Genomic DNA, 19,277 nt, shown 5'->3' with positions numbered 1-19,277 from the left:
GTTTTCAGTTACAAAGGCACATGCAAGTAACCATTCACCTCCCCGATCCCGACGTCGATATCAATGTCGATTGCCCTGTGCGCTCGATCCTTGATTTCGTCGGTGATAAATGGACAGCGCTCGTTATTTCTCATTTGGCCACGGGGCCACTGCGTTTCACACAAATCAAGCGAAACATCAAAGACATCAGCCAGCGGATGCTCACGGTAACGCTACGGGGCCTGGAACGTAACGGGTTGGTGACACGCACTGTATTTCCCACTATTCCGGCGACAGTCGAGTATGCTCTGACCCCGCTGGGGGAGTCGCTTTTGGTGCCCGTTCAAATGCTCATAGGTTGGGCGATCCAGAATCGAAGTGAAATTGCGGCTGCCCGCAAGACCTACGACGAGAAAGAAGTGCCCGGCGGAAAAGGATGAAGAAAGAGGTACGTAAGCGTTCCCGATATTTCATGGGTTGGGCCGCTCAACGCACAGCCCGGCAGTGGGCGATGCGGTTCATTCATTGATGGAACTACGAGCGTCGACAGATGCGGAATCTGCTACGTTACGCCAGCGCAACAGCAGGCGGGCGACGTGATCCACATCGGCTTTCCGGGGGGCTTGACGCTTCTGTAGTACTGAACGCTGCGCGGATGCTTCACGAGCCGACAGGCCCGCCGCATCGTCAATCCGTAGCGGCTCACCACGGAATCCACCACGCCTCGTCTCGGCACGGGGCTTTTTCCTTGAAGTCGAGCAACCAGCGCCAGCGCTCGCCGGCGACGCAGGCCCCTGCCGCATTTTTCGCCGCGCGGCAGTGCTGCCCGGCGGTCGGCGCGATCGCGGCCCGTGCTCGCCCATGCATCGATCACGTCGTATCGAGACGTTTAACGGATCACTCGGTGACGAATGCCCGAACCTCCACTGTTCGAATCCCTTGAACAAGTTTGACGGGTAATCGACTCGTGGCGACAGGAATGCAATGGAAACCGGCCTCGCATGGCTCTCGACGACTTGACGCCGAAGGTCGACGAGCAATACATCGCCTCCCCGAGTTCTTCAACCAACAGCACCGCAACGCGCATCGGATATCCGGGCGTCACTGCATCTGTTCAAGAACCGGGGAGCAACTGTCCCCCGAATGCGCGTCGGGAACCGAGGCCTTGATGCGACGTTCAGAAGCGGTGCCGTACGCCTACGATCGCGATTTGTTGCGAAGACGATCCGGCCGGTGCAAACGAGTCGGCAATAACCGCCTGGGCGGGGCCGACGCCGTTGTTGCCGGATGCGTGAACATAGCCCGCGATCGCATAGAGATCGGTTCTTTTCGAGAGGGAGTAATCGGCCGCCAACGACGCCTGATGGTACGTTGCCGACGAATCGCCGTGTGATTTCAGATAAACATACCCGCCCTCGAGCAACAAGCTCGGCGTAACGTTCCAGGCCGCGAAGGCAGCCGCCGAATCATAGTATTCGTTCCTCGAGAACGTCGACGAAGCATCGCCGATGTATTCCGAGTGACTGTAATTCAGCCCGAAAGTCCAGTGACCGGGTGCATACGTTACCCCCGTGCGCAGGATATTGATCGAACGCGCCGACGCATAAGCGGCGTTGACCGGCGAATTGAATATCGTTCCGGCAGTCGACGTTCCGCGGGCCGAGGTCGCGGGATTACCATTGTCGATATGAAAATATCCGGCGGCGATCGCAATCGGCTTGAGGCTGTAGTTGACCGCCGCGCTGTAGGTCTGGCCCGATCCAGTCGACCCGGCAACGCCCCCTACCGAGTACATCACCGACGTTCGCAGTCCGCCCCACGAGGGGCTTGCCCACTTGATCGCGCTGTTCGTGTAGACCGTGGCGTCGCCGTTGTCGACATCCCCCGGTGCGGTGAAGTACTCGAGAAAATTGTTCCCTTGCACCTCCATCACCAGATCACTCAACGGATCGAGTTGCCGACCGACGGTCACCGTTCCGTATGTGTCGCTCGACAAACCCACCCATGACTTCCCCCACATCCGCTGCGCGGCGCCGTTGTTCAGGTTGAAAATGTTCTCCAGCCTGAAGATCGCCTTCACGCCGTTGCCGAGATCTTCGCTCCCCTTCACACCCCACCGGTCCGTCGTAAGCTGGCCGGCGTACAAGGCAAGCTGGGAGGTGTGCCCATCCACGTTACGTGTGTACTGGATCGATTCGTCGAGCACGCCATACATCGTTACCGAACTCTGGGCATGGACGACGGAACTCGCACTCAACAAGGAACCGATCAACCCGCTCGCAATACAGATTCTTTTCATCTCCAATCCTTCGATAGTATTTCTCTGTTTTCTTTGAAAATCGAAACGCGGCATCCATCAAAACAGCGATTCCTGTTCCAGGCCAGGATCATCGGATTTCTCTATTTCGATTTGCATTACTAAATTATTTGAATGGAATGACTCCATCAGACGCTGCCGCTCACTGCTTGAACTTGACCCACACCTTGTTGCGCAGTTGCAGCGCGGCCGTCGAACATTGTTCGAACGGTCGCAGTCTCGGTTTCATCGAGTCCGGCACGACGATACTGGCATCCTGCGCCATATCCGGCTTGAGGAGCTTGTATGACGCCGGAATCGCATTGCTGTAGCCGGTGAAGTTCGATGCGGCGGCGATGTTTTCCGGTTTCAGCATCCAGTTCAGGAACGTAAGCGCCTCGTTGACGTTCTTCGCGGTAGCGGGAATCGCGAAATTGTCCTGAAAGACCTTCACGCCCTCCCGCGGATAGACGAATACGAGAGAGGGTCGCTGCTTCTTCGCGCGCAGGAAGGCGCCGTTCCACATCAGGTGCATGGCGACAGTCCCCGCTTGCATCACCGAGATCGGGTTGCTGTCGAAAGTCTGTACGTACGGCTTCTGGGCCGACAAGATATCAAGGATCTTCTTCGCATCGTTCGGATTCTCGGTGCACGGATCCACGCCTGCGTAAAAGGCCGCTGCCGAATACAGTTCCTCCTCGATATTCAAGACGCCGATCCTGCCGCGCAGTGCTTCCGCCGGAACAAACAAGCTCTTCCAGCTATCGTCGATCTTGCCGCCCGGAACCTGCCTGGAATCGTAAACCAGACCATCGCTGCCCCACAGATACGGCATCGTGTAGGTCCGGGCCGGATCATAGGCAGGAGAGGAAAACTGCTTTTCCGTTATGCCGGAAAAATTCGGCAACTTCGCCTTGTCTATCTTCCGCAGCATGTCTCCCCGTGCCATGATCTGTACATACGAATCGCTCACCACGACGACGTCGTAGCTGCCTGATCCCGCACGCAGCTTGGCCAGAAGTTCGTCGTTGTCGGCATATGAATCCAGCGTCGTCTTGATCCCCGTCTCTTTCTCGAACTTCTTCAGCAATTCCGGAGGATAGTAGTTGGACCAGTTGGCGAAATGCAGTTCGGCTGCCTGCAGCCCGATGCTTGCGAAGCCCATGGCAACGCCGAAAATGAAACGAGTCAGGTACTTCATGAGTCTCCTCCTGGTGGTTTGACTAACAAATCGGGACATCAGATTCTTCTCAACTTCCCGACAAAATACGACAGCGTCACAAGCGACACCGAGACCGCCAGCAGCACGGTGGAAATCGCATTGATCTCCGGCGAAACCCCGACTTTGACTACGCCGTAGATATAAACCGGCAGGGTCGTGTACCCCGCTCCGGCGACAAAATACGTGATGACAAAGTTGTCGATCGACGTGATGAACGCCAGCATGGCGCCCGCCACGATTCCCGGCACCATGAGCGGCAACGTCACCGCCCGGAACGCTCTGAACGGCGTCGCGTAGAGGTCGGCCGCTGCATCGAGCAGCCGACCGTCCATGTCCGCAAGCCGCGCCTTGACGGGAAGGAACGCGAACGGCAGGCAGAACACCGTGTGTGCGAACATGATCGTGGCGAGCCCGAGCGGAATCGCCAGCACCGAAAGCGCGAGCAATGTCGCGACGGCCGTGACGATCTCCGGAACGAGCAGCGGAAACGTGATGGCGCTTCCCGTGATCTGCTCCATCGCGCCTCTACGACCATGCAGCGCGATCGCGGCCAATGTCGCCACCAGGGTGGAGCCGATCGTCGCGAAGCATGCCACGATCAGTGAATTCCCCGCGGCCTGTCGAAGCGCACCGTCCGCCGCCAATGTGCGATAAGCCTGCAGCCCGAATCCGCTCCATGTCGCGGTGGAATCTCCGGCATTGAAACTCAGCACGACGAGGACAAGGATTGGCGCATAAAGAAAGATGAAGAATGCGACGGTGATTGTCCGCAGACCGACAAACGAATTCAGCGATCGCACCTTCGTCTTTCCCAGCCCGCCGGCCGACGAAATCGATTTGATTCTATCCATGGAGATGTTGCCCGATGAATTCATTTCGACTCCTGTTTCCGGTTTTCTTTAAAGAGCAGAACAATGACGGATGCCAGGATCGGCACAAACAACAACAGCGACAATGCGGCACCGAACGACCAGTTGCGCGCCACGCCGAACTGCATCTGGATCAGGTTGCCGAGCATCATGGACTTGCCACCGCCGAGCAGATCCGGAACCAGATAGGCACCCAGCGCCGGCACGAATACCAGCATGCAACCTGACACGATGCCGGGGCGGGAAATCGGAATCACGACCCTTCGCAGCATCTTGATGCGGTTTGCGCCGAGGTCGTAAGCCGCTTCGGCAAGCTCCCAGTTCATCTTCTCGAGACTCGTGTAGATCGGGAGCACCATGAACGGCAGAAACGCATAGGTGAGCCCGATGAAGGTCGCCGTATTGGAATACAGGATTCCCGGCGCCGTCGAACCCAAATGAAGCCGGCTCATGAAATTGCCGATTACGCCGTCGTCTCTGAGCAAAATGATCCACGAGTAACACCTGACAATCATGTTCGTCCAGAACGGGATCGAGACGAGCATGAGCAGCAGAGGTCGACGCGCCTTGGGTTGCATTGCGATGAACAGCGCCACGGGAAATCCTGCGATCGCGCACAGGATAGTCGTTAGCAATGCGAATAGAACGGTTCGACAAAAAAGCGTCGCATAGGCCGAAGTCCAGTTCCATGTTCCGTCGAAATCCTGGTCGAACAGCACCCGGACATACGAGAGCGGAGAAAACGTTCCCCACGCCACGCCACCGTAGTCGAGCGGCTTCGAAACGGAAACGACGGCCACGATAAGCATCGGTATCGCGAATCCGGCCAACAGGACGAGCATGACGGGCAGCAACAGCGGGTATCGGGCACGCTCGGTGCACACGGTCGTATGCATGCTCATGATGGAAGTACCCGACAGGATTTCGACGGCAGAAACACGACGCCCAATTGACCGATACGAGGGACATTCAACTCGTCGGCGGAATCCTGTTGACGAACCCGTAACCGCGTTCCGTCTTCGTTTTCGACATGGTAGAGCGTCGAGGTACCGACGTAGTCGATGTCGGTCACCCTCACGGACAGGTGAATACCGTCTTCGGATCCGCCGTCTTTCGTTCGGGACAGCCGGATGTGTTCCGGCCGGACGACGACGGTCGCGTTCTTGCCGGGCATCGCACCGAAAGACGAGTCGCCCGGAAGCCGAAGGCCGCCGCCTCCACCGACCACGGTGGCGTCAATCAGGTTCGCGTCGCCGATGAAAGCCGCGACGAAGCGTGTCGCAGGTGTGTCGTATATCTCTCTTGCGGCGCCGATCTGTTCGATCTTTCCGGCATTCAGGACAGCGATACGGTCCGACATCGTCAGCGCTTCTTCCTGATCGTGTGTCACGAAGACAAACGTGATGCCGGTCTGCCGCTGCAGACGCTTCAGTTCGGTCTGCATCTCCTTGCGCAGTTTCAGATCGAGAGCCGACAGCGACTCATCGAGCAACAGCAGGCGCGGTCGATTGGCCAACGCCCTTGCCAACGCGATGCGCTGCTGCTGCCCGCCGGACAACTGGTGCGGAAAGCGCTCGCCGACATGCGGCAATCGAACGAGGCTCAGCATTTCCTCTACGGTGGCGTCGATTTTTTCGCGCCGCTCCCCCTTCATCTCCAGTCCGAATCCGACGTTCCGGGCAACCGTCAGATGCGGAAAGAGCGCATAGCTCTGGAATACGGTGTTGATCGGACGCTGAAACGGCGCCTTTCCGACAATCGATTCCGCTCCGAGTCGAATATCGCCTTTCGACGTCTGCTCGAATCCGGCGATCAGCCGCAGCAGCGTCGTCTTCCCGCAGCCGGACGGACCAAGCAACGTGAAGAACTCGCCCTCGTTGATCTGAACGCTCACGTTATCGAGCACCGCAGTGCCACCGCCCGGATAAATCTTCGTGACCCCGTCGATCGACAGTAACACGCCCATATCAGTCTCCTCATGACTACATCTACAATCCACCGCGTACCGCTGCGTTTCCACTGGAGCGAACGGTGTCGCACCCGCATCGACCCGCCACGTCGCGGCCTGTCGCCGCGCGCTGACGCGGCATTCGCCCGCTGCGGTTTTCCTCGCGATTCCCCCGAGAGCGCGTGTCTTTCATCGGGGGAACCGGGCACCTGATCCGGGCTTCAGTCACCGAAATCGATGCTGACCGACCGCGTGACCATAAAGTCCTGCAAGCCTTCCATGCCACCTTCGGCGCCATATCCACTCTCCTTCACGCCGCCGAAGGGCAGTTCCGCCAACGAGATTCGCGTGGTATTGACGCCGACCATACCGGCCTCCAGCGCGCGGGTTGCACGCTTGGCAAGCGACAACGACTCCGTGAAGAGGTAAGCCGCGAGGCCGTACGGCACATCGTTGGCGAGCGCGAGCGCTTCCTCCTCTTCATCGAACGAAATGCAAGGCGCGATCGGGCCGAAAGGCTCGGTGCGCAACAACGTCGATCCTCTCTTCAGGCCGGTCACGACGGTCGGCGCCCAATAGAAGCCCGGTCGCGAAACGTCGGCGGCCCGAAATATTTCCGCCCCCTCTTCGCGTGCCGCCTTCACCAGGTCGTCCATTGCCGCCAACCTTCGACGCGTCGCGAGAGGCCCCATACGGGTGCGTTCATCCAGACCGGAACCGACCTGCAGATCGGACGCAAATTCACGCAGCCGCGAAGCAAACGATTCGTACAGCGACCGGTGCACGATGAACCGCGTGGGCGCAACACAGATCTGCCCGGCATTGCGAAATTTCCCGGGCACGGCCGTGGCAAACACGCGATCCAGATTTGCGCCCGGGAAAACCAGCACCGGCGCGTGCCCGCCAAGCTCCAGCGTCAGAGGCAGTGCGCGGCGGCCTGCCGCGACGGCCAGCGTCGAACCGACCGGCGTCGATCCCGTGAAACTCGCCATGCGGATAACGGACGCACCCAGCAACCGTTCGGCAATCGCCGGCGCGTCCCCGAAGACAACGCTCAGCACACCGTCGGGAAGACCGGCCCGCGCCAGCGCGTGCGCAATGGCGAGCGACGACATCGGCGCTTCTTCCGGTGCCTTGAGGATGCAGCTGCAACCCGCGGCAAGACTGCCGGCGATCTTGCGCATCGGCGTCAGCGCCGGAAAATTCCATGGCGCGAAGGCGGCGACCGGTCCGACCGCATCGCGCTCGACAAGCTGTTGAACATGACGACCGCGCGACGGGACGATTCGCCCATAGGCACGCAACCCCTCGTTCGCATACCAGTCCAGCGTTTCCAGCGCCGCCTGCCACTCGGCGCGTGCTTCCGCCAACGGTTTGCCCTGCTCGAGCGTGAGTTGCCTGGCGAGTTGCTCGAGATTCGCACCCAGCATTCGCCCGGCATCCGTCAGGATCGACGCGCGCTCGACCGCCGCCATATCGCGCCATACCCGGAATCCGGCATGAGCGGCCTGCAATGCTTCGTCGACCTGATCCGGATGGGCGCCAGCCGCATCGGCGAGCACCGCACCGGTCGCGGGATCGAACACGTGAAATCGCTCCCCCCGGCCGTCGACACGACGGCCCGCGATGCTCAATCGCGTATCGAAGGACGTCGGCACATCGCTCACGATGCCGCACCTTCGAGAATGGATTCCGACAGCACCGAGAACATCGTATCGATGTCTTCATGCCGGACGACGAGCGGCGGGGACAGCAGCATCGTGTCGCCCGATGCGCGGATCAGCACATCGCGGCGCAGGCAAGCGCGATGAACGCCGTAACCGCGCTTCCCGGGACTGGATGAATCCGATTGCAGGTCCACCGCCGCAAGCAGGCCGATATTGCGGATGTCGAGCACCCCCGGCAAGTCACGCAGCTTGTGCGCCGCATCGGCCCAATAAGCTTCGAGCTGGGCCGCATGCGTGAACAGGTTCTCGTCCTGATACACGCGTAGCGCGGCCAGGCCTGCGGCGCAGGCGAGCGGGTGGCCGGAGTACGTATAGCCGTGCATGAACTCGATATTGTCGATCGGCCCCGTCATCAATGCATCGAAGACATGGTTGGCGACAAATGTCGCGCCCATCGGCACCGCACCGTTCGTCAGTCCTTTTGCCGAGGTGATGATGTCCGGGACGACGCCGAAACGCTCGGCGGCAAAAGGTGCACCGAGGCGGCCGAAACCCGTGATGACCTCGTCGAAGATCAGCAGGATGCCGTGCGCCGTGCAGATCTCGCGAAGTTTCTGCAGATAGCCGATCGGGGGCACCAGCACGCCCGTCGATCCGGAGACCGGTTCGACGATCACCGCGGCGATGGTCGAGCCGTCGTGCAGTTCGACGAGACGAGTCAGGTAGTCCGCAAAATGCTCGCCCCACGTCGGCTGGCCTTTCGTGAAGGCGATTTCACTTCGATCGTAGGTATGCGGCAGATGGTCGACAAACGGCAGCAGATTTCCGAACGGCTTGCGCTGCGCCGCTATGCCGGAAACCGACAATCCACCAAAGCCGACGCCGTGATAGGCCCGCTCGCGCCCGATGAGCCGAACCCGCTGCGGCTGACCGATCGCGCGCTGATAGGCAAGCGCGATCTTGAGTGCGGTATCCACGGCCTCCGATCCGGAGTTGCTGAAGAACACGTGATCGATGCCGTCCGGCGTGATCGCGGTCAGCGCCTTGGCATATTCGCTTGCCCCCGGGTGACTCATCTGGAAACTGGATGCGAAATCCAGCCGGCCGGCCGCTTCTCGGATTGCCGCCGTAATCGGCTCACGCGCATGCCCGGCATTGACGCACCAGAGGCCGGCAATGCCATCCAGCACCCGAGTTCCGTCGGGGCGAAAATAATGCATGCCGCGCGCCTCGGTAAACAGCACCGGGTCCTTCCGGAATCGGCGATTCGACGTAAATGGCATGAAGAATGCATCCTCGACCGAGTGCGCCGCCGTTTGATTGTCGAGTTTCATCGTGATAGTCCCACCTTTATCCGCGTTGTCTGTCGTCATTGATTCAGTTCGTCCATTCGGCAAACTCAATCAGTAATCCAAAATTAAAAATCAAATAATTTTCGCTCACTGGCCAACGGACGGTCGCCTCCGCAACGGTTGCCAGTTGCCCGTCGATTCGAGCTGCGATGCCAGTTGCACGATCAGATCCTCCCTGCCATAGCGGGCGATCAACTGCGTGCCGACCGGTATCCCGTCTTCGGTCCAGTAAGTCGGAACGCTTGCCGCTGGCTGGCCCGAAGCGTTTACGATGGCCAGATAGGTCGAATAGCGAGACACGCGCCGTCGAAATCCGGCGAACGAACCTTCCATCACCAGCGCTCCCAGCGTCGCAGGCAATTGAGCGAGCGTCGGAGTCAGGACGATGTCGAACCGTTCGAACGGCGCGTCGAGCACGCGTCCTATCATGTGAAAGCGTCGAATTGCCGTCGCGTATTGCTGGGCCGTGATCGTTTTTCCCAGCTCGTAGGCATCGTGCATCGCCGGTTCCAGATCATCCGCCCGCAATGCACGCCCCAGCACCTTCAGGCGATCGTCGACAGACTGCACGAGACTGGCTGCCAGCACGCGCGTGTGATCCGCGATGAATCCCTCGTAGTCGAGCTCCGACGAAGCGGAACCGTATTCCACGAAGTGTCCCGCGTCGCGCAGCAACTGCACCGTGACGTCGACGGCGGTCGCGCACTCCTGCGCCAGCGCGATGCCGTCGGGCGGCTCCTTCCACACGCAAATCCGGAGCGGCCTCTCAAAGGGTTTGCCCACATGGTCGATCAAACGCCCCTTCACAGGCGGTGCAGCGTAAGGCGCGCCCGGCTCGCTGTGCGACACCGCATCCAGCGCGGTCGCGGTATCCCGGACGGTGCGACTGATCACGCCGTCCGTAGCGAGTCCCCCCCATCCTTCGCCGCGGGACGGCCCCATCGGCACACGGCCTCGTGAAGGCTTCAGGCCAAATACGCCGCAGCACGAAGCCGGAATGCGAATGGAGCCGCCGCCATCACTGCCGTGTGCGACCGGTACGATGCCGGCCGCGACACTCGCGGCGGCGCCACCGCTCGATCCGCCCGCCGAACGGGTGCTGTCGTACGGGTTCCGGGTGGCATTGCCGTTGTGTCTTGCCTCGGTCGTCGGCGCCATGCACATCTCGGGAACCGTGGTGCGAGCGAACGCAATCAAGCCGGCGGCCTGGAATCGCGCCACCAGGGTGGCATCCTCGCTGTATCGACTGTCGGCAAACAGCGCGGAACCGATACTCGACTCGAATTTCGTTGCCGCGAGGCCCGAATCCTTCAACAGAAACGGGATCCCCTGAAAGGGACCGCGCCCCCGCCACTCGTCCGCAAGCTGCTGACTCGATTCATAGGCCGGATGGCAAATCGCATTGATCGCCGGATTGATTCGCCGAGCCAATTGAATGGCACAGGCCATCAGTTCGCCCGAAGAAGCCTCGCCGGCACGTAAACGTTCAGCGAGTGCGACGCCATCAAGTTCCAGATACTCGTTTTCGCGCATATCGTCTTACCAGGGTCGTGACGGAAGCACCGTTCCGTACCCGCACGCTCCGCCCGGCGTGCAGCCCGGGTCATGCAGGACAGGATGCTTGACTAAAGTATTAAATAGCAATACACTTGCATCGATATTTGATATAATTGCATCTTGCCGTATTGCTCGCAACTGGGAAAACCCTGATCAACCGCCAGGAGGCGTACGTGGCAACCAAGGACAATCTCTATGTGCAATCGCTCGCCCGTGGGCTCGAACTGCTCGAGGCGTTCTCGACGCACGACGATGCGTTGAGTCTCGGCGATCTGGCCAAGTTGACCGGTCTGGACCGCAGCGCGACCCAGCGCCTTGCGCACACGCTGGTACTGAAGGGCTATCTGGAACGGAAGGATGGCGGCCGCGGTCTCGTGTTGGGCAAAGCGATTCTTGCGCGCAGCTTCGATTTCTTGCGCAGTTCGTCACTGATCGAAAGAGCCACGCCGCTACTGAACGAGATTCAGAAACAGGCCGGCGAGCGGGTGGATCTCAGCCTGTTCGACGACACCTTCATCATTTACGCGTTACGCCGGCAATCGAAGCGTGAAACCTACTACGCTACGCTGCCCGGTCGACGCATCCCGACCTATTGCTCGTCCGGTGGGCGCGCGATTCTGTCGAAGCTCGACGATGCGGCGGTGGACGATATCCTCGGGCGTTCCACGCTGGCGCCCCTGACGCCCAGGACGATTACCGATATCGGCCGCATCAAGGAAAAAATCGAGGAAGCTCGCGTCCAGAACTTCTCCTTTGCCGAGGAAGAGTCGCTGATCGGCGAATTTGTACTCGCCAGCGCGGTCGTCGATCGCGACGGCTATCCGCTTGGTGCGGTTCACATCGCAGGATCGCGCGCCGAGTGGGCAAAGGCGGACTTCATCGAGCGATTTTCCCCACTCGCCATCGAGGCCGCCCGGGCAATCGGCACCACACGGTAAGCGGTCAATTCGATTGCCCGTCTCGAGCGGCGCAATGTCGCTCGAGTCCGCGACTGAAGCCATCCCGACGGAACCGTCGGCAGGTTGCCTGCTTTTCACATGACAGCCGCACTTATCCAGCCCGTACGCTCGTTGATCGGCAAGCGCACGCGTGCCGGCATGGCCGCTGCACGGGCCGGACGTGCAAGGCCGGCATGACCCCGCACCGGGCGCGCCTCAGCAACGCCACGCACGTCGGCTTCTCGAGACACGCGCTCTCGGCACGGTGGTGCAACGCTTCCTGCTTCACCCACCCGCGCACGCTTCGCCGACGCGCGCGAGCGCCACAGGATTGCCGACGAACGGCAAACCGTCGGGGGATGATCCATTGGTAACGTGAAATCGATCCTGCATCGCCCTCCGCATCGTTCAAGAGAATTCCTGTCCGGATAAGCCCGCAAGAATCCGCCGCAGGCACGACCCCCCCCCCACGAACAGGAAAATCCCCCGCACCTCAATCCGTCGCCGGAATCCACGCAGCCGTCACCGCATCGCTTGCCCGAAACGCGGGAAATTTCGCACTGAGTTCCGCGATCGTCCGGATGTCGTTCTTCACGAGATCGTCACGCGTGATCAGCGTCGGCTTGACGACGATCCGCCGCCCCGGATCTTGCCCGGCGACGAGCAGCGCGGCGGCCCTCACCGACACGGCGCCGACGACCGCGGGATTCGTGGCGGCGGTCGCGACCCACGCGCTGCCGGGCGCGCGGATGGCCTCGATATCGGCGGTCGAAATGTCCGCGCTGTAGATGCGCAGCTTCGACGCGAGCTTCGCCTCGTCGGCCGCAAGCTTCGCGCCGCGCGCAAATTCGTCGTAAGGCGCGAACACCACGCGGATGTCGGGATGCGCACGATAGGCCGCGGCCGCCTGATTCGCGACCGATTGCGCGATCGGATTGTCGACGGTGCCCCAGCGTGCCTGTTCGCGCACGTTCGGATGCGCACGCTTGAAATCCCGCCACGAGGCGTCGCGCCGGTCGAGCGGCGCGAACCCGGCGACGTACACGTAGCCGGCCGAGAACGCATCGCCGTTGTCCTTCACCGCCTGGTCGAGCAGCAGGTTCGCGAGGTCGCGATCGCTCTGCTCGATCTGCGGCACCTTCGGGTTGCCGAGATCGACGTCGAACGCGACGACCTTGATGCCCTTGTCCAGCGCGCGCTGCACGACGTCCTTCAGCGATTCGGGCAGCCCGTGGTTGACGATGATCGCCGACACGCCGACGCTGATCGCCTGCTGGATCTGCTCGCGCTGCTCGGCCGCATCCTGGCGGCCCTCGTAGATGCGCAGGTCGATGCCGAGGGCCTTCGCCTGCTTCTGCGCACCGGCCTCGTACGCCTGGAAGAAATCGCCGGTCGACAGGTAGTTGACGAGCGCGATTTTCACGCCGCCCTTGTCGAACGGCGCGGGCGCGCCTTTGAGCGGGCCGGCATGCGACGCGGACACGGTCAGCGCGGCAACGGACAGGAGCGCAAGCGAGCGGAGCACCCGGCCGGGGCGCGATGGACGAAGGAACGGGAATCGCATGCTGGTTTGCCTTGGCGAGTGTCGGGATCGGAAAAATCTAGCAGCGCGGCGAACCGGTTCAAACCGAGCGATTCGGCAATCGATATTCCGTCGAATGGCAAATCGTCGGCGGCCCGAGGGCGTCGATCGCGGAACAAGCAATCGAGCGCGGGCGTGATATGCGTAGCAGGAATCGATGGTTAGGGCCTGCCGGCGTTGTCATTAGAGTCGTGCAGTTCAGCCCCCTCGCGCCATCCAGACCCGACCGACGCCATGATCCGCCCCGCCCTGACCCGCCGCGCGCTCGCCGCCACCCTGCTGGCGCTCGCCGCCGTCGCCACGTTTTCCCCCGCCCGCGCGCAAGGCGACGCGGCCGTGCCGTCGCTGAAGGGCAAGCGCATCGGCATCACGGCGATCGGCACCGATCATTACTGGGACCTGAAGGCATACCAGGGGGCGATCGACGAAGTGAAGCGTCTCGGCGGCACGCCGATCGCGCTCGACGCGGGCCGCAACGACAACCGCCAGATCGCACAGATCCAGACGCTGATCGCGCAGAAGCCCGACGCCATCATCGAGCAGCTCGGCACGGCAAGCGTGCTCGAACCGTGGCTGCAGAAGATCCGGCAAGCCGGTATTCCGCTGTTCACGATCGACACGGCGTCGCCGTCGAGCCTCAACGTCACGACCTCGGACAACTTCTTCATCGGCGAGCAGCTCGCGCTGAAGCTCGTCAACGATATCCACGGCGAAGGCAACATCCTCGTATTCAACGGCTTCTACGGCGTACCTGTGTGCGCGATTCGCTACGACCAGTTGAAGGCGGTGCTGAAGTACTACCCGAAGGTGAAGATCCTGCAGCCCGAGTTGCGCGACGTGATTCCCAACACCGTGCAGAGCGCATACGCGCAGGTCAGCCAGTTGCTCGCGAAATACCCGAAGGGGCAGGTTTCCGCCATCTGGGCCGCATGGGACGTGCCGCAGGTCGGCGCGACGCAGGCCGTCGACGCCGCGGGCCGCGGCGAGATCAGGACCTACGCGGTGGACGGCAGCCCCGATGTCGTCGCGCTCGTGAGAGATCCGAAATCGAGCGCGGCGGCCGTGGTCGCGCAACAGCCCGCGCTGATCGGCAAGACCGCGGTCGACAATGTCGCGCGCTACCTGGCCGGCGACCGCGCGCTGCCGCCCTATACGTATGTCCCGTCGCTGCTCGTCACGAAGGACAACGCGGGGTCGGCCCAGCAGACGCTCGGGCAGGCCGCCGCCCCGAAATGAGCGCCGGCACGCCCGCGCTGGCGCTGCGCGGGATCGTCAAGCACTTCGATGGCGTGCCGGCGTTGCGCGGCGCGTCGCTCGACGTCGCGCGCGGCACCGTGCACGGGCTGATCGGGCAGAATGGCGCGGGCAAATCGACGCTGATCCGGATTCTCGCCGGCATCGACACGGCCGACGCCGGGACGATCGCAATCGACGGCGCGCCCCGGGCGCTCGGGCGCCGCACGCCGCCGTCCGGCATCGCGTTCATCCATCAGGAGCGCCTGCTGCCGGCGACCTTCACGGTCGCCGAGGCGCTGCAGTTCGGCAGCGAGCCGGCCTTCGGCCCGGGCCCGCTCGGGCTGCTCGCGTCGCGCCGCATGCGACGAGAAGCAAGCGAGGCGCTGCACGCGCATTTCGGTCTCGACCTGCCGCCGAGCCGGCTGATCGCCGAGCTGAGCGTCGCCGAGCGGCAGATCGTGCAGATCACGCGCGCGTTGATGCGCGATCCGCGCATCCTCGTGCTCGACGAACCGACCGCCGCGCTCGTCAGCAGCGAGGTCGACCGCCTGCTGCAAACGCTCGACCGGCTGCGTCGCCGCGGGCTGACGATCCTCTACGTGTCGCACTACCTGAACGAGATTGCGGCGATCTGCGATCGCGTCACCGTGCTGCGCGACGGCGCGGACGTCGCGCACGTCGACGCACGGACCACGCCGACCGAGGCGCTCGTCGCGGCGATGATCGGCACCGAGGTCGCCGCGCGATCGCATGCGCCGGTGCGCGTGCCCGGCCCGTCTGCGCTGCGGGTTGCCGGCCTCGCGCTGCCCGGCCGGTTCGACGACGTGTCGTTCGAGGTCCGGCGCGGCGAGATCGTCGGCGTCACCGGGCTGCTCGGTTCCGGCGGCAAGCAGGTCGTGCGCAGCCTGTTCGGTCTCGAACGCGGCGTGCGCGGCACGGTGACGCTCGACGGCCGCGCGGCGCGACTGCGCAGCCCGCGCGACGCGGTGCGTCGCGGCATCGCGTTCGTCCCGGAAGACCGCCGCTCGCACGGCGTCGCGCCGAGCCTGTCGGTGCGCGAGAACATCACGCTCGCGAGCCTCGCGCGCTTCACCCGCCTCGGCCTGGTCGCACGGCGCCGCGAGGACGACGCGGTGCGGCGGCTGATCGCCGCGCTCGGCGTGCGGGCGCCCGGCCCGGACGCGCCGGTGCGCCACCTGTCCGGCGGCAACCAGCAGAAGGTCGCACTCGCGAAATGGCTCAGTCGCGGCGCGGACCGCGCATCGCCGGTCTATCTGCTGGACGAGCCGACGGTGGGCGTCGATATCGGCGCCAAGACGGAAATCTACCGGCTGCTCGATCGCCTCGCCCGCGACGGCGCGGCGGTCCTGCTGTTCTCGAGCGACCTGATCGAGCTGCTGGACGTCACCGATCGCGTGCTCGTGATGGCGCGCGGCCGGATCGTGCGTGAAGTCGCGACCCGCGACGCCACGCGCCAGGATCTGCTCGCCTGGACCACCGGCGCACGCAGCCAGGCACCGAGGCAGGAGGCCGTCACATGAACCGGATCCTCGGTCGCGCGCCGGTCGATGCGGCGTTCGCCCGTCCGCCGGACGCGTTCGGCGCGCAATTCTGGTTGCGCTGGGGCGCGGTGCTGGCGTTCGCCGTCGTGTGCGCGGTGTTTGCCGCGAGTTCGCCGCTCTTTCTCACGGTCGCGAACCTCGCGAACGTGCTGCAGCAGTCGGCCGTGGTCGGCATTCTCGGGTTCGGGCTGACGGCCGTGCTGATCGGCGGCGGCCCCGATCCGATCCGCGGCGGTCTCGACCTGTCGATCGCGGCGAACATGGGCCTGTGCGCGGCCGTGCAGGCCGTCGCGCTGCGTGACGGCCTGCCGGACGGCGCGGCGCTTGCGCTGATGCTGGCCACCGGCGCGGCCGTCGGTGCGCTCAACGCGTTCGCGGTGATCGCGCTGCGCATCTTCCCGCTGCTGGCCACGCTGACGACGATGAATCTGTGCGCCGGCTTCGAACTGGTGCTGACGCAGAACACGGCGGTCGCGGCCACGAGCCCGGTGCTGGCCTTCCTGATCGACAACGGCCCGTTCGACGTGCCGCATCTCGCGTCCGCGCTGCTGATCGTCGCGCTGCTGTTTGCCGTGCTGCTGCATCGGACCCGCTTCGGCCTGCGGCTCGCCGCGACCGGCGCGTATCGCGATGCCGCCCGGGCGGCCGGGCTGCGCGTGAATGCGTACGTCGCGGCCAGCTACGTGCTGAGCGGCGTCGCCGCCGCGCTGGCCGCCCTTGCGTCGAGCGCGCTGTTGAGCGGCAGCTCGCCCGGCGCCGGCGAAAACCTGCTGGCCGTCGTCGCGGTCGCCCTGCTCGGCGTCGTGTTCTCGCGGCGGCTCGTGCCGACGGTGCCGGGCACGCTGCTCGCCGCGCTGTTCGTCGGCATTGTCGGCAACGGCTTCCAGCTCGACAACGTGTCGAGCTACTGGGTCAACGGCGTCGAAGGCGCGCTGATCCTGTTCGTCGTCGCGACGACCGCGCTGATTCGGCGCCGCCATACGGAACACCATGCCCATGACTGAACGGATCGGCCGCCTGCAGCGGTTCTCGCTCGTGGCGGCACTGCTCGCCGTGATCGCCTTCTTCGCGGTGTTCGCGCCGGGATTCGCGCGGCCCGCCAATCTCGCCGACGTGCTGGTGAACAACTTTGCGCTGCTCTCGATCGCCGCGCTCGGGATGACGCTCGCGCTGTCGATCGGCGCGGTCGACCTGTCGCTGGGCACCGCGATCGACGTCGCGAGCCTCGTGTTCGTGCAGCTGGTCGCGCACCAGGTGGGCGTGCTGCCGGCGCTGCTCGGCGGCCTCGGCGCGGCGGTGCTGGTCGGTGCGTTCAACGGCGCGCTGATCGCCGGGCTCGGGATCGCGCCGTTTCTCGCGACGCTCGGCACGCTGTTCATCGGCCAGACCGTCCAGCAGCTCGCCACCGGCGGCGGCCAGCCCGTCTATCTGCTGAACGTGGCGCTGCCGCCGCTGTTCGGCGCGCTCGCGCACGGCACGCTCGCGGGCGTGCCGGTGCCGCTGTGGTGCGTCGTCGTGCTCGGCGTCGTCGTGCATGTCGCGCTCGCGCATTCGGCGTTCGGGCGGTACAGCGCCGCGCTCGGCGCGCAGCCGGGCGTCGCGCGCCATTCCGGGCTGCCGGTCGCGGCGACCGTCGTCGCGACGTTCGTCGCGAGCGCGCTCGTCTACGGCGTGGTCGGCCTGCTGCTGTCGTCGACGGTCAAGGCCTATGTGCCGCAGGCCGGCAACGGCTTCCTGCTGAACGCGATCGGCGCGACCTTCATCGGCACGACGCTATCGCCGACGCGCCGGCCCGGCGTCGCCGGCACCCTGCTCGGCGTGCTGCTGATCAGCCTCGTCGCCAACGGGCTGCTGCTGATCGGCTGGAACTTCTACTGGCAGCAGGTGGCCACCGGCGCGCTGATCCTTGCGGTGCTCGCGCTGAGCTTCATGGAGCGGCGCGTGCGCACCGCGTAAGCGGCTGCGGCCGCCACGCAATGCCTGCAGGTCCGCCCGCCCCGCTCACGCGCGGGCATCCGCGCGCCGGCCGATGCCGAACGTGAACGCCAGCGCGAGCACCAGCAACGCTCCTTTCACGAAATCCTGCAGGTAGTACGGCGCATTCAGCATGGTCAGGCCATTGAGCAGCACGCCGACGAACACGGCGCCGACCACGGTGCCGAACACGTTCGGCCGCTTCGCGCCCCACACCGCGTACCCGACCAGCGCGGCGGCCACCGCATCGAGCAGCAGCGAATGCCCGGCACTGACGTCGCCACGCCCGACGCGGGCGGCAATCAATACGCCGCCCAGCGCCGCGATCGCACCCGACACGACATAGGCGGCGACCCGGTAGCGCGCGGCGGGCGCACCGGCGAGCCGCGCGGCCGTCTCGTTGCCGCCGATCGCATAGATCACGCGGCCCCAACGCGTCGTCTCCATCGCCACGCAGGCCAGCACCGTCACCGCGGCCAGTATCAGGACCGGCAACGGCACCACGTCGAACACGCGCAGGCGCCCGAGCGCGAGAAACGCGTCGGTAAACGTGCCGCCGGCTTCCGTGCCGTCGGGCAGCACCGAACCGGTCGCGAGCGAACGCCCGCCGGTCGGGATCAGTTGCAGGCCCGCGAGCAGGAACAGCGTGCCGAGCGTCGCGAGCTGGTCCGGCACGCGCAAGCGTGTGATCAGCACGCCGTTGAACAGGCCGGCGGCCACGCCGAGCGCGATGCAGGCGGCCACCGCCGCGAGCGCGCTGCCGTGCCAGACGACCAGCACGTAGCTGGCCGCCATCTGCGCGGATGCGGCGATGCTGCCCACCGACAGGTCGAAGCCGCCCGCCGCAAGCGTGATCGTCACGCCGATCCCGAGCAGCGCGACGATCGACACCGCCTGCAGGATGCTGAACAGGTTGTCCACGTTCAGGAACGCGGGCTCCTTGACGGTGAAGATGACGACCAGCGCGGCGAGCACCAGCAGGATGCCGGTGCGTTCGAGGCCGGCGCGCAGGCGCGCGGACGCGGGCAGCGCCGGCCCGGTGGAAGCCGCATCGGGTGCAACGGCGGGCGTGGCGGATTTCAGCATCGCAATGGC

At 64.0% G+C, this 19,277-nt stretch carries 16 protein-coding genes; 6 read left to right on the top strand and 10 right to left on the bottom strand.

Going from position 1 to position 19,277, the window contains the following annotated elements; genetic code table 11:
- The first annotated feature begins 20 nt into the window (after positions 1-20).
- The gene (locus GQ57_RS39800; RefSeq protein WP_075122866.1) at positions 21-419 is read left to right on the top strand and encodes a winged helix-turn-helix transcriptional regulator; all 399 of its coding nucleotides are present in this window, start codon (positions 21-23) and stop codon (positions 417-419) included.
- Between the two features lie 737 nt (positions 420-1,156).
- Here GQ57_RS39800 and GQ57_RS19955 read toward each other — a convergent pair.
- The 8 genes from GQ57_RS19955 to GQ57_RS19920 all read right to left on the bottom strand — a co-directional run bounded on the left by GQ57_RS19955 (position 1,157) and on the right by GQ57_RS19920 (position 10,866).
- Positions 1,157-2,278, bottom strand: coding sequence for a porin (locus GQ57_RS19955; protein ID WP_034198853.1), 1,122 nt, complete (start codon positions 2,276-2,278; stop codon positions 1,157-1,159).
- Between the two features lie 160 nt (positions 2,279-2,438).
- The gene (locus GQ57_RS19950; protein WP_052001412.1) at positions 2,439-3,476 is read right to left on the bottom strand and encodes an extracellular solute-binding protein; all 1,038 of its coding nucleotides are present in this window, start codon (positions 3,474-3,476) and stop codon (positions 2,439-2,441) included.
- Between the two features lie 38 nt (positions 3,477-3,514).
- Positions 3,515-4,372 (bottom strand): ABC transporter permease, encoded by an 858-nt coding sequence (locus tag GQ57_RS19945; RefSeq protein ID WP_200877969.1) that lies wholly within the window; start codon positions 4,370-4,372, stop codon positions 3,515-3,517.
- Positions 4,369-5,268 carry an ABC transporter permease gene (locus GQ57_RS19940; protein WP_034198823.1) on the bottom strand — a complete coding sequence of 300 codons (900 nt, stop codon included), beginning with the start codon at positions 5,266-5,268 and terminating at the stop codon, positions 4,369-4,371. The genes GQ57_RS19945 and GQ57_RS19940 overlap by 4 nt, the downstream gene beginning before the upstream one ends.
- Positions 5,265-6,332 (bottom strand): ABC transporter ATP-binding protein, encoded by a 1,068-nt coding sequence (locus tag GQ57_RS19935; RefSeq protein WP_034198822.1) that lies wholly within the window; start codon positions 6,330-6,332, stop codon positions 5,265-5,267. Before GQ57_RS19935 ends, GQ57_RS19940 begins: the two co-directional genes overlap by 4 nt.
- Before the next feature lie 203 nt (positions 6,333-6,535).
- Positions 6,536-7,981: an NAD-dependent succinate-semialdehyde dehydrogenase gene (locus tag GQ57_RS19930; protein WP_052001411.1), complete on the bottom strand. Its 1,446-nt coding sequence runs from the start codon at positions 7,979-7,981 to the stop codon at positions 6,536-6,538.
- A complete protein-coding gene (locus GQ57_RS19925; RefSeq protein ID WP_034198821.1) occupies positions 7,978-9,315 on the bottom strand; it encodes an aminotransferase class III-fold pyridoxal phosphate-dependent enzyme in 1,338 nt (445 codons plus the stop codon). Before GQ57_RS19925 ends, GQ57_RS19930 begins: the two co-directional genes overlap by 4 nt.
- A gap of 105 nt (positions 9,316-9,420) precedes the next feature.
- A complete protein-coding gene (locus GQ57_RS19920) occupies positions 9,421-10,866 on the bottom strand; it encodes an amidase (protein WP_034198820.1) in 1,446 nt (481 codons plus the stop codon).
- A gap of 197 nt (positions 10,867-11,063) precedes the next feature.
- Here GQ57_RS19920 and GQ57_RS19915 point away from each other — a divergent pair, with 197 nt between their 5' ends.
- Positions 11,064-11,828, top strand: coding sequence for an IclR family transcriptional regulator (locus tag GQ57_RS19915; RefSeq protein ID WP_034198850.1), 765 nt, complete (start codon positions 11,064-11,066; stop codon positions 11,826-11,828).
- A 493-nt stretch (positions 11,829-12,321) separates the two neighbouring features.
- Here GQ57_RS19915 and GQ57_RS19910 read toward each other — a convergent pair whose 3' ends face one another.
- Positions 12,322-13,392: a substrate-binding domain-containing protein gene (locus tag GQ57_RS19910; protein ID WP_034198819.1), complete on the bottom strand. Its 1,071-nt coding sequence runs from the start codon at positions 13,390-13,392 to the stop codon at positions 12,322-12,324.
- A gap of 252 nt (positions 13,393-13,644) precedes the next feature.
- Between GQ57_RS19910 and GQ57_RS19905 the strand changes: the two genes are divergently transcribed.
- The 4 genes from GQ57_RS19905 to GQ57_RS19890 are packed head-to-tail and all read left to right on the top strand — an operon-like array spanning position 13,645 to position 18,164.
- The gene (locus tag GQ57_RS19905; RefSeq protein WP_235215100.1) at positions 13,645-14,646 is read left to right on the top strand and encodes a sugar ABC transporter substrate-binding protein; all 1,002 of its coding nucleotides are present in this window, start codon (positions 13,645-13,647) and stop codon (positions 14,644-14,646) included.
- A complete protein-coding gene (locus GQ57_RS19900) occupies positions 14,643-16,187 on the top strand; it encodes a sugar ABC transporter ATP-binding protein (RefSeq protein ID WP_034198818.1) in 1,545 nt (514 codons plus the stop codon). The genes GQ57_RS19905 and GQ57_RS19900 overlap by 4 nt, the downstream gene beginning before the upstream one ends.
- A complete protein-coding gene (locus GQ57_RS19895; protein WP_034198817.1) occupies positions 16,184-17,212 on the top strand; it encodes an ABC transporter permease in 1,029 nt (342 codons plus the stop codon). Before GQ57_RS19900 ends, GQ57_RS19895 begins: the two co-directional genes overlap by 4 nt.
- Positions 17,205-18,164, top strand: coding sequence for an ABC transporter permease (locus GQ57_RS19890; RefSeq protein ID WP_031397686.1), 960 nt, complete (start codon positions 17,205-17,207; stop codon positions 18,162-18,164). The genes GQ57_RS19895 and GQ57_RS19890 overlap by 8 nt, the downstream gene beginning before the upstream one ends.
- A gap of 45 nt (positions 18,165-18,209) precedes the next feature.
- Here GQ57_RS19890 and GQ57_RS19885 read toward each other — a convergent pair whose 3' ends face one another.
- Positions 18,210-19,268: an ABC transporter permease gene (locus tag GQ57_RS19885; RefSeq protein WP_034198816.1), complete on the bottom strand. Its 1,059-nt coding sequence runs from the start codon at positions 19,266-19,268 to the stop codon at positions 18,210-18,212.
- Positions 19,269-19,277: the final 9 nt, after the last annotated feature.

Origin of the sequence: Burkholderia sp. MSh2 (assembly GCF_000731655.1) — a bacterium.
GTDB classification, from domain to species: Bacteria; Pseudomonadota; Gammaproteobacteria; order Burkholderiales; family Burkholderiaceae; genus Burkholderia; species Burkholderia paludis.
This window is presented reverse-complemented; position numbering and strand designations above follow the sequence as displayed.

Coding starts and splice junctions, on each gene's coding strand:
- GQ57_RS39800 (WP_075122866.1), top strand. CDS start 21: ATGCAAGTAACCATTCACCTCCCCGATCCCGACGTCGATATCAATGTC.
- GQ57_RS19955 (WP_034198853.1), bottom strand. CDS start 2,278: ATGAAAAGAATCTGTATTGCGAGCGGGTTGATCGGTTCCTTGTTGAGT.
- GQ57_RS19950 (WP_052001412.1), bottom strand. CDS start 3,476: ATGAAGTACCTGACTCGTTTCATTTTCGGCGTTGCCATGGGCTTCGCA.
- GQ57_RS19945 (WP_200877969.1), bottom strand. CDS start 4,372: ATGAATTCATCGGGCAACATCTCCATGGATAGAATCAAATCGATTTCG.
- GQ57_RS19940 (WP_034198823.1), bottom strand. CDS start 5,268: ATGAGCATGCATACGACCGTGTGCACCGAGCGTGCCCGATACCCGCTG.
- GQ57_RS19935 (WP_034198822.1), bottom strand. CDS start 6,332: ATGGGCGTGTTACTGTCGATCGACGGGGTCACGAAGATTTATCCGGGC.
- GQ57_RS19925 (WP_034198821.1), bottom strand. CDS start 9,315: ATGAAACTCGACAATCAAACGGCGGCGCACTCGGTCGAGGATGCATTC.
- GQ57_RS19920 (WP_034198820.1), bottom strand. CDS start 10,866: ATGCGCGAAAACGAGTATCTGGAACTTGATGGCGTCGCACTCGCTGAA.
- GQ57_RS19910 (WP_034198819.1), bottom strand. CDS start 13,392: ATGCGATTCCCGTTCCTTCGTCCATCGCGCCCCGGCCGGGTGCTCCGC.
- GQ57_RS19905 (WP_235215100.1), top strand. CDS start 13,645: ATGATCCGCCCCGCCCTGACCCGCCGCGCGCTCGCCGCCACCCTGCTG.
- GQ57_RS19900 (WP_034198818.1), top strand. CDS start 14,643: ATGAGCGCCGGCACGCCCGCGCTGGCGCTGCGCGGGATCGTCAAGCAC.
- GQ57_RS19895 (WP_034198817.1), top strand. CDS start 16,184: ATGAACCGGATCCTCGGTCGCGCGCCGGTCGATGCGGCGTTCGCCCGT.
- GQ57_RS19890 (WP_031397686.1), top strand. CDS start 17,205: ATGACTGAACGGATCGGCCGCCTGCAGCGGTTCTCGCTCGTGGCGGCA.
- GQ57_RS19885 (WP_034198816.1), bottom strand. CDS start 19,268: ATGCTGAAATCCGCCACGCCCGCCGTTGCACCCGATGCGGCTTCCACC.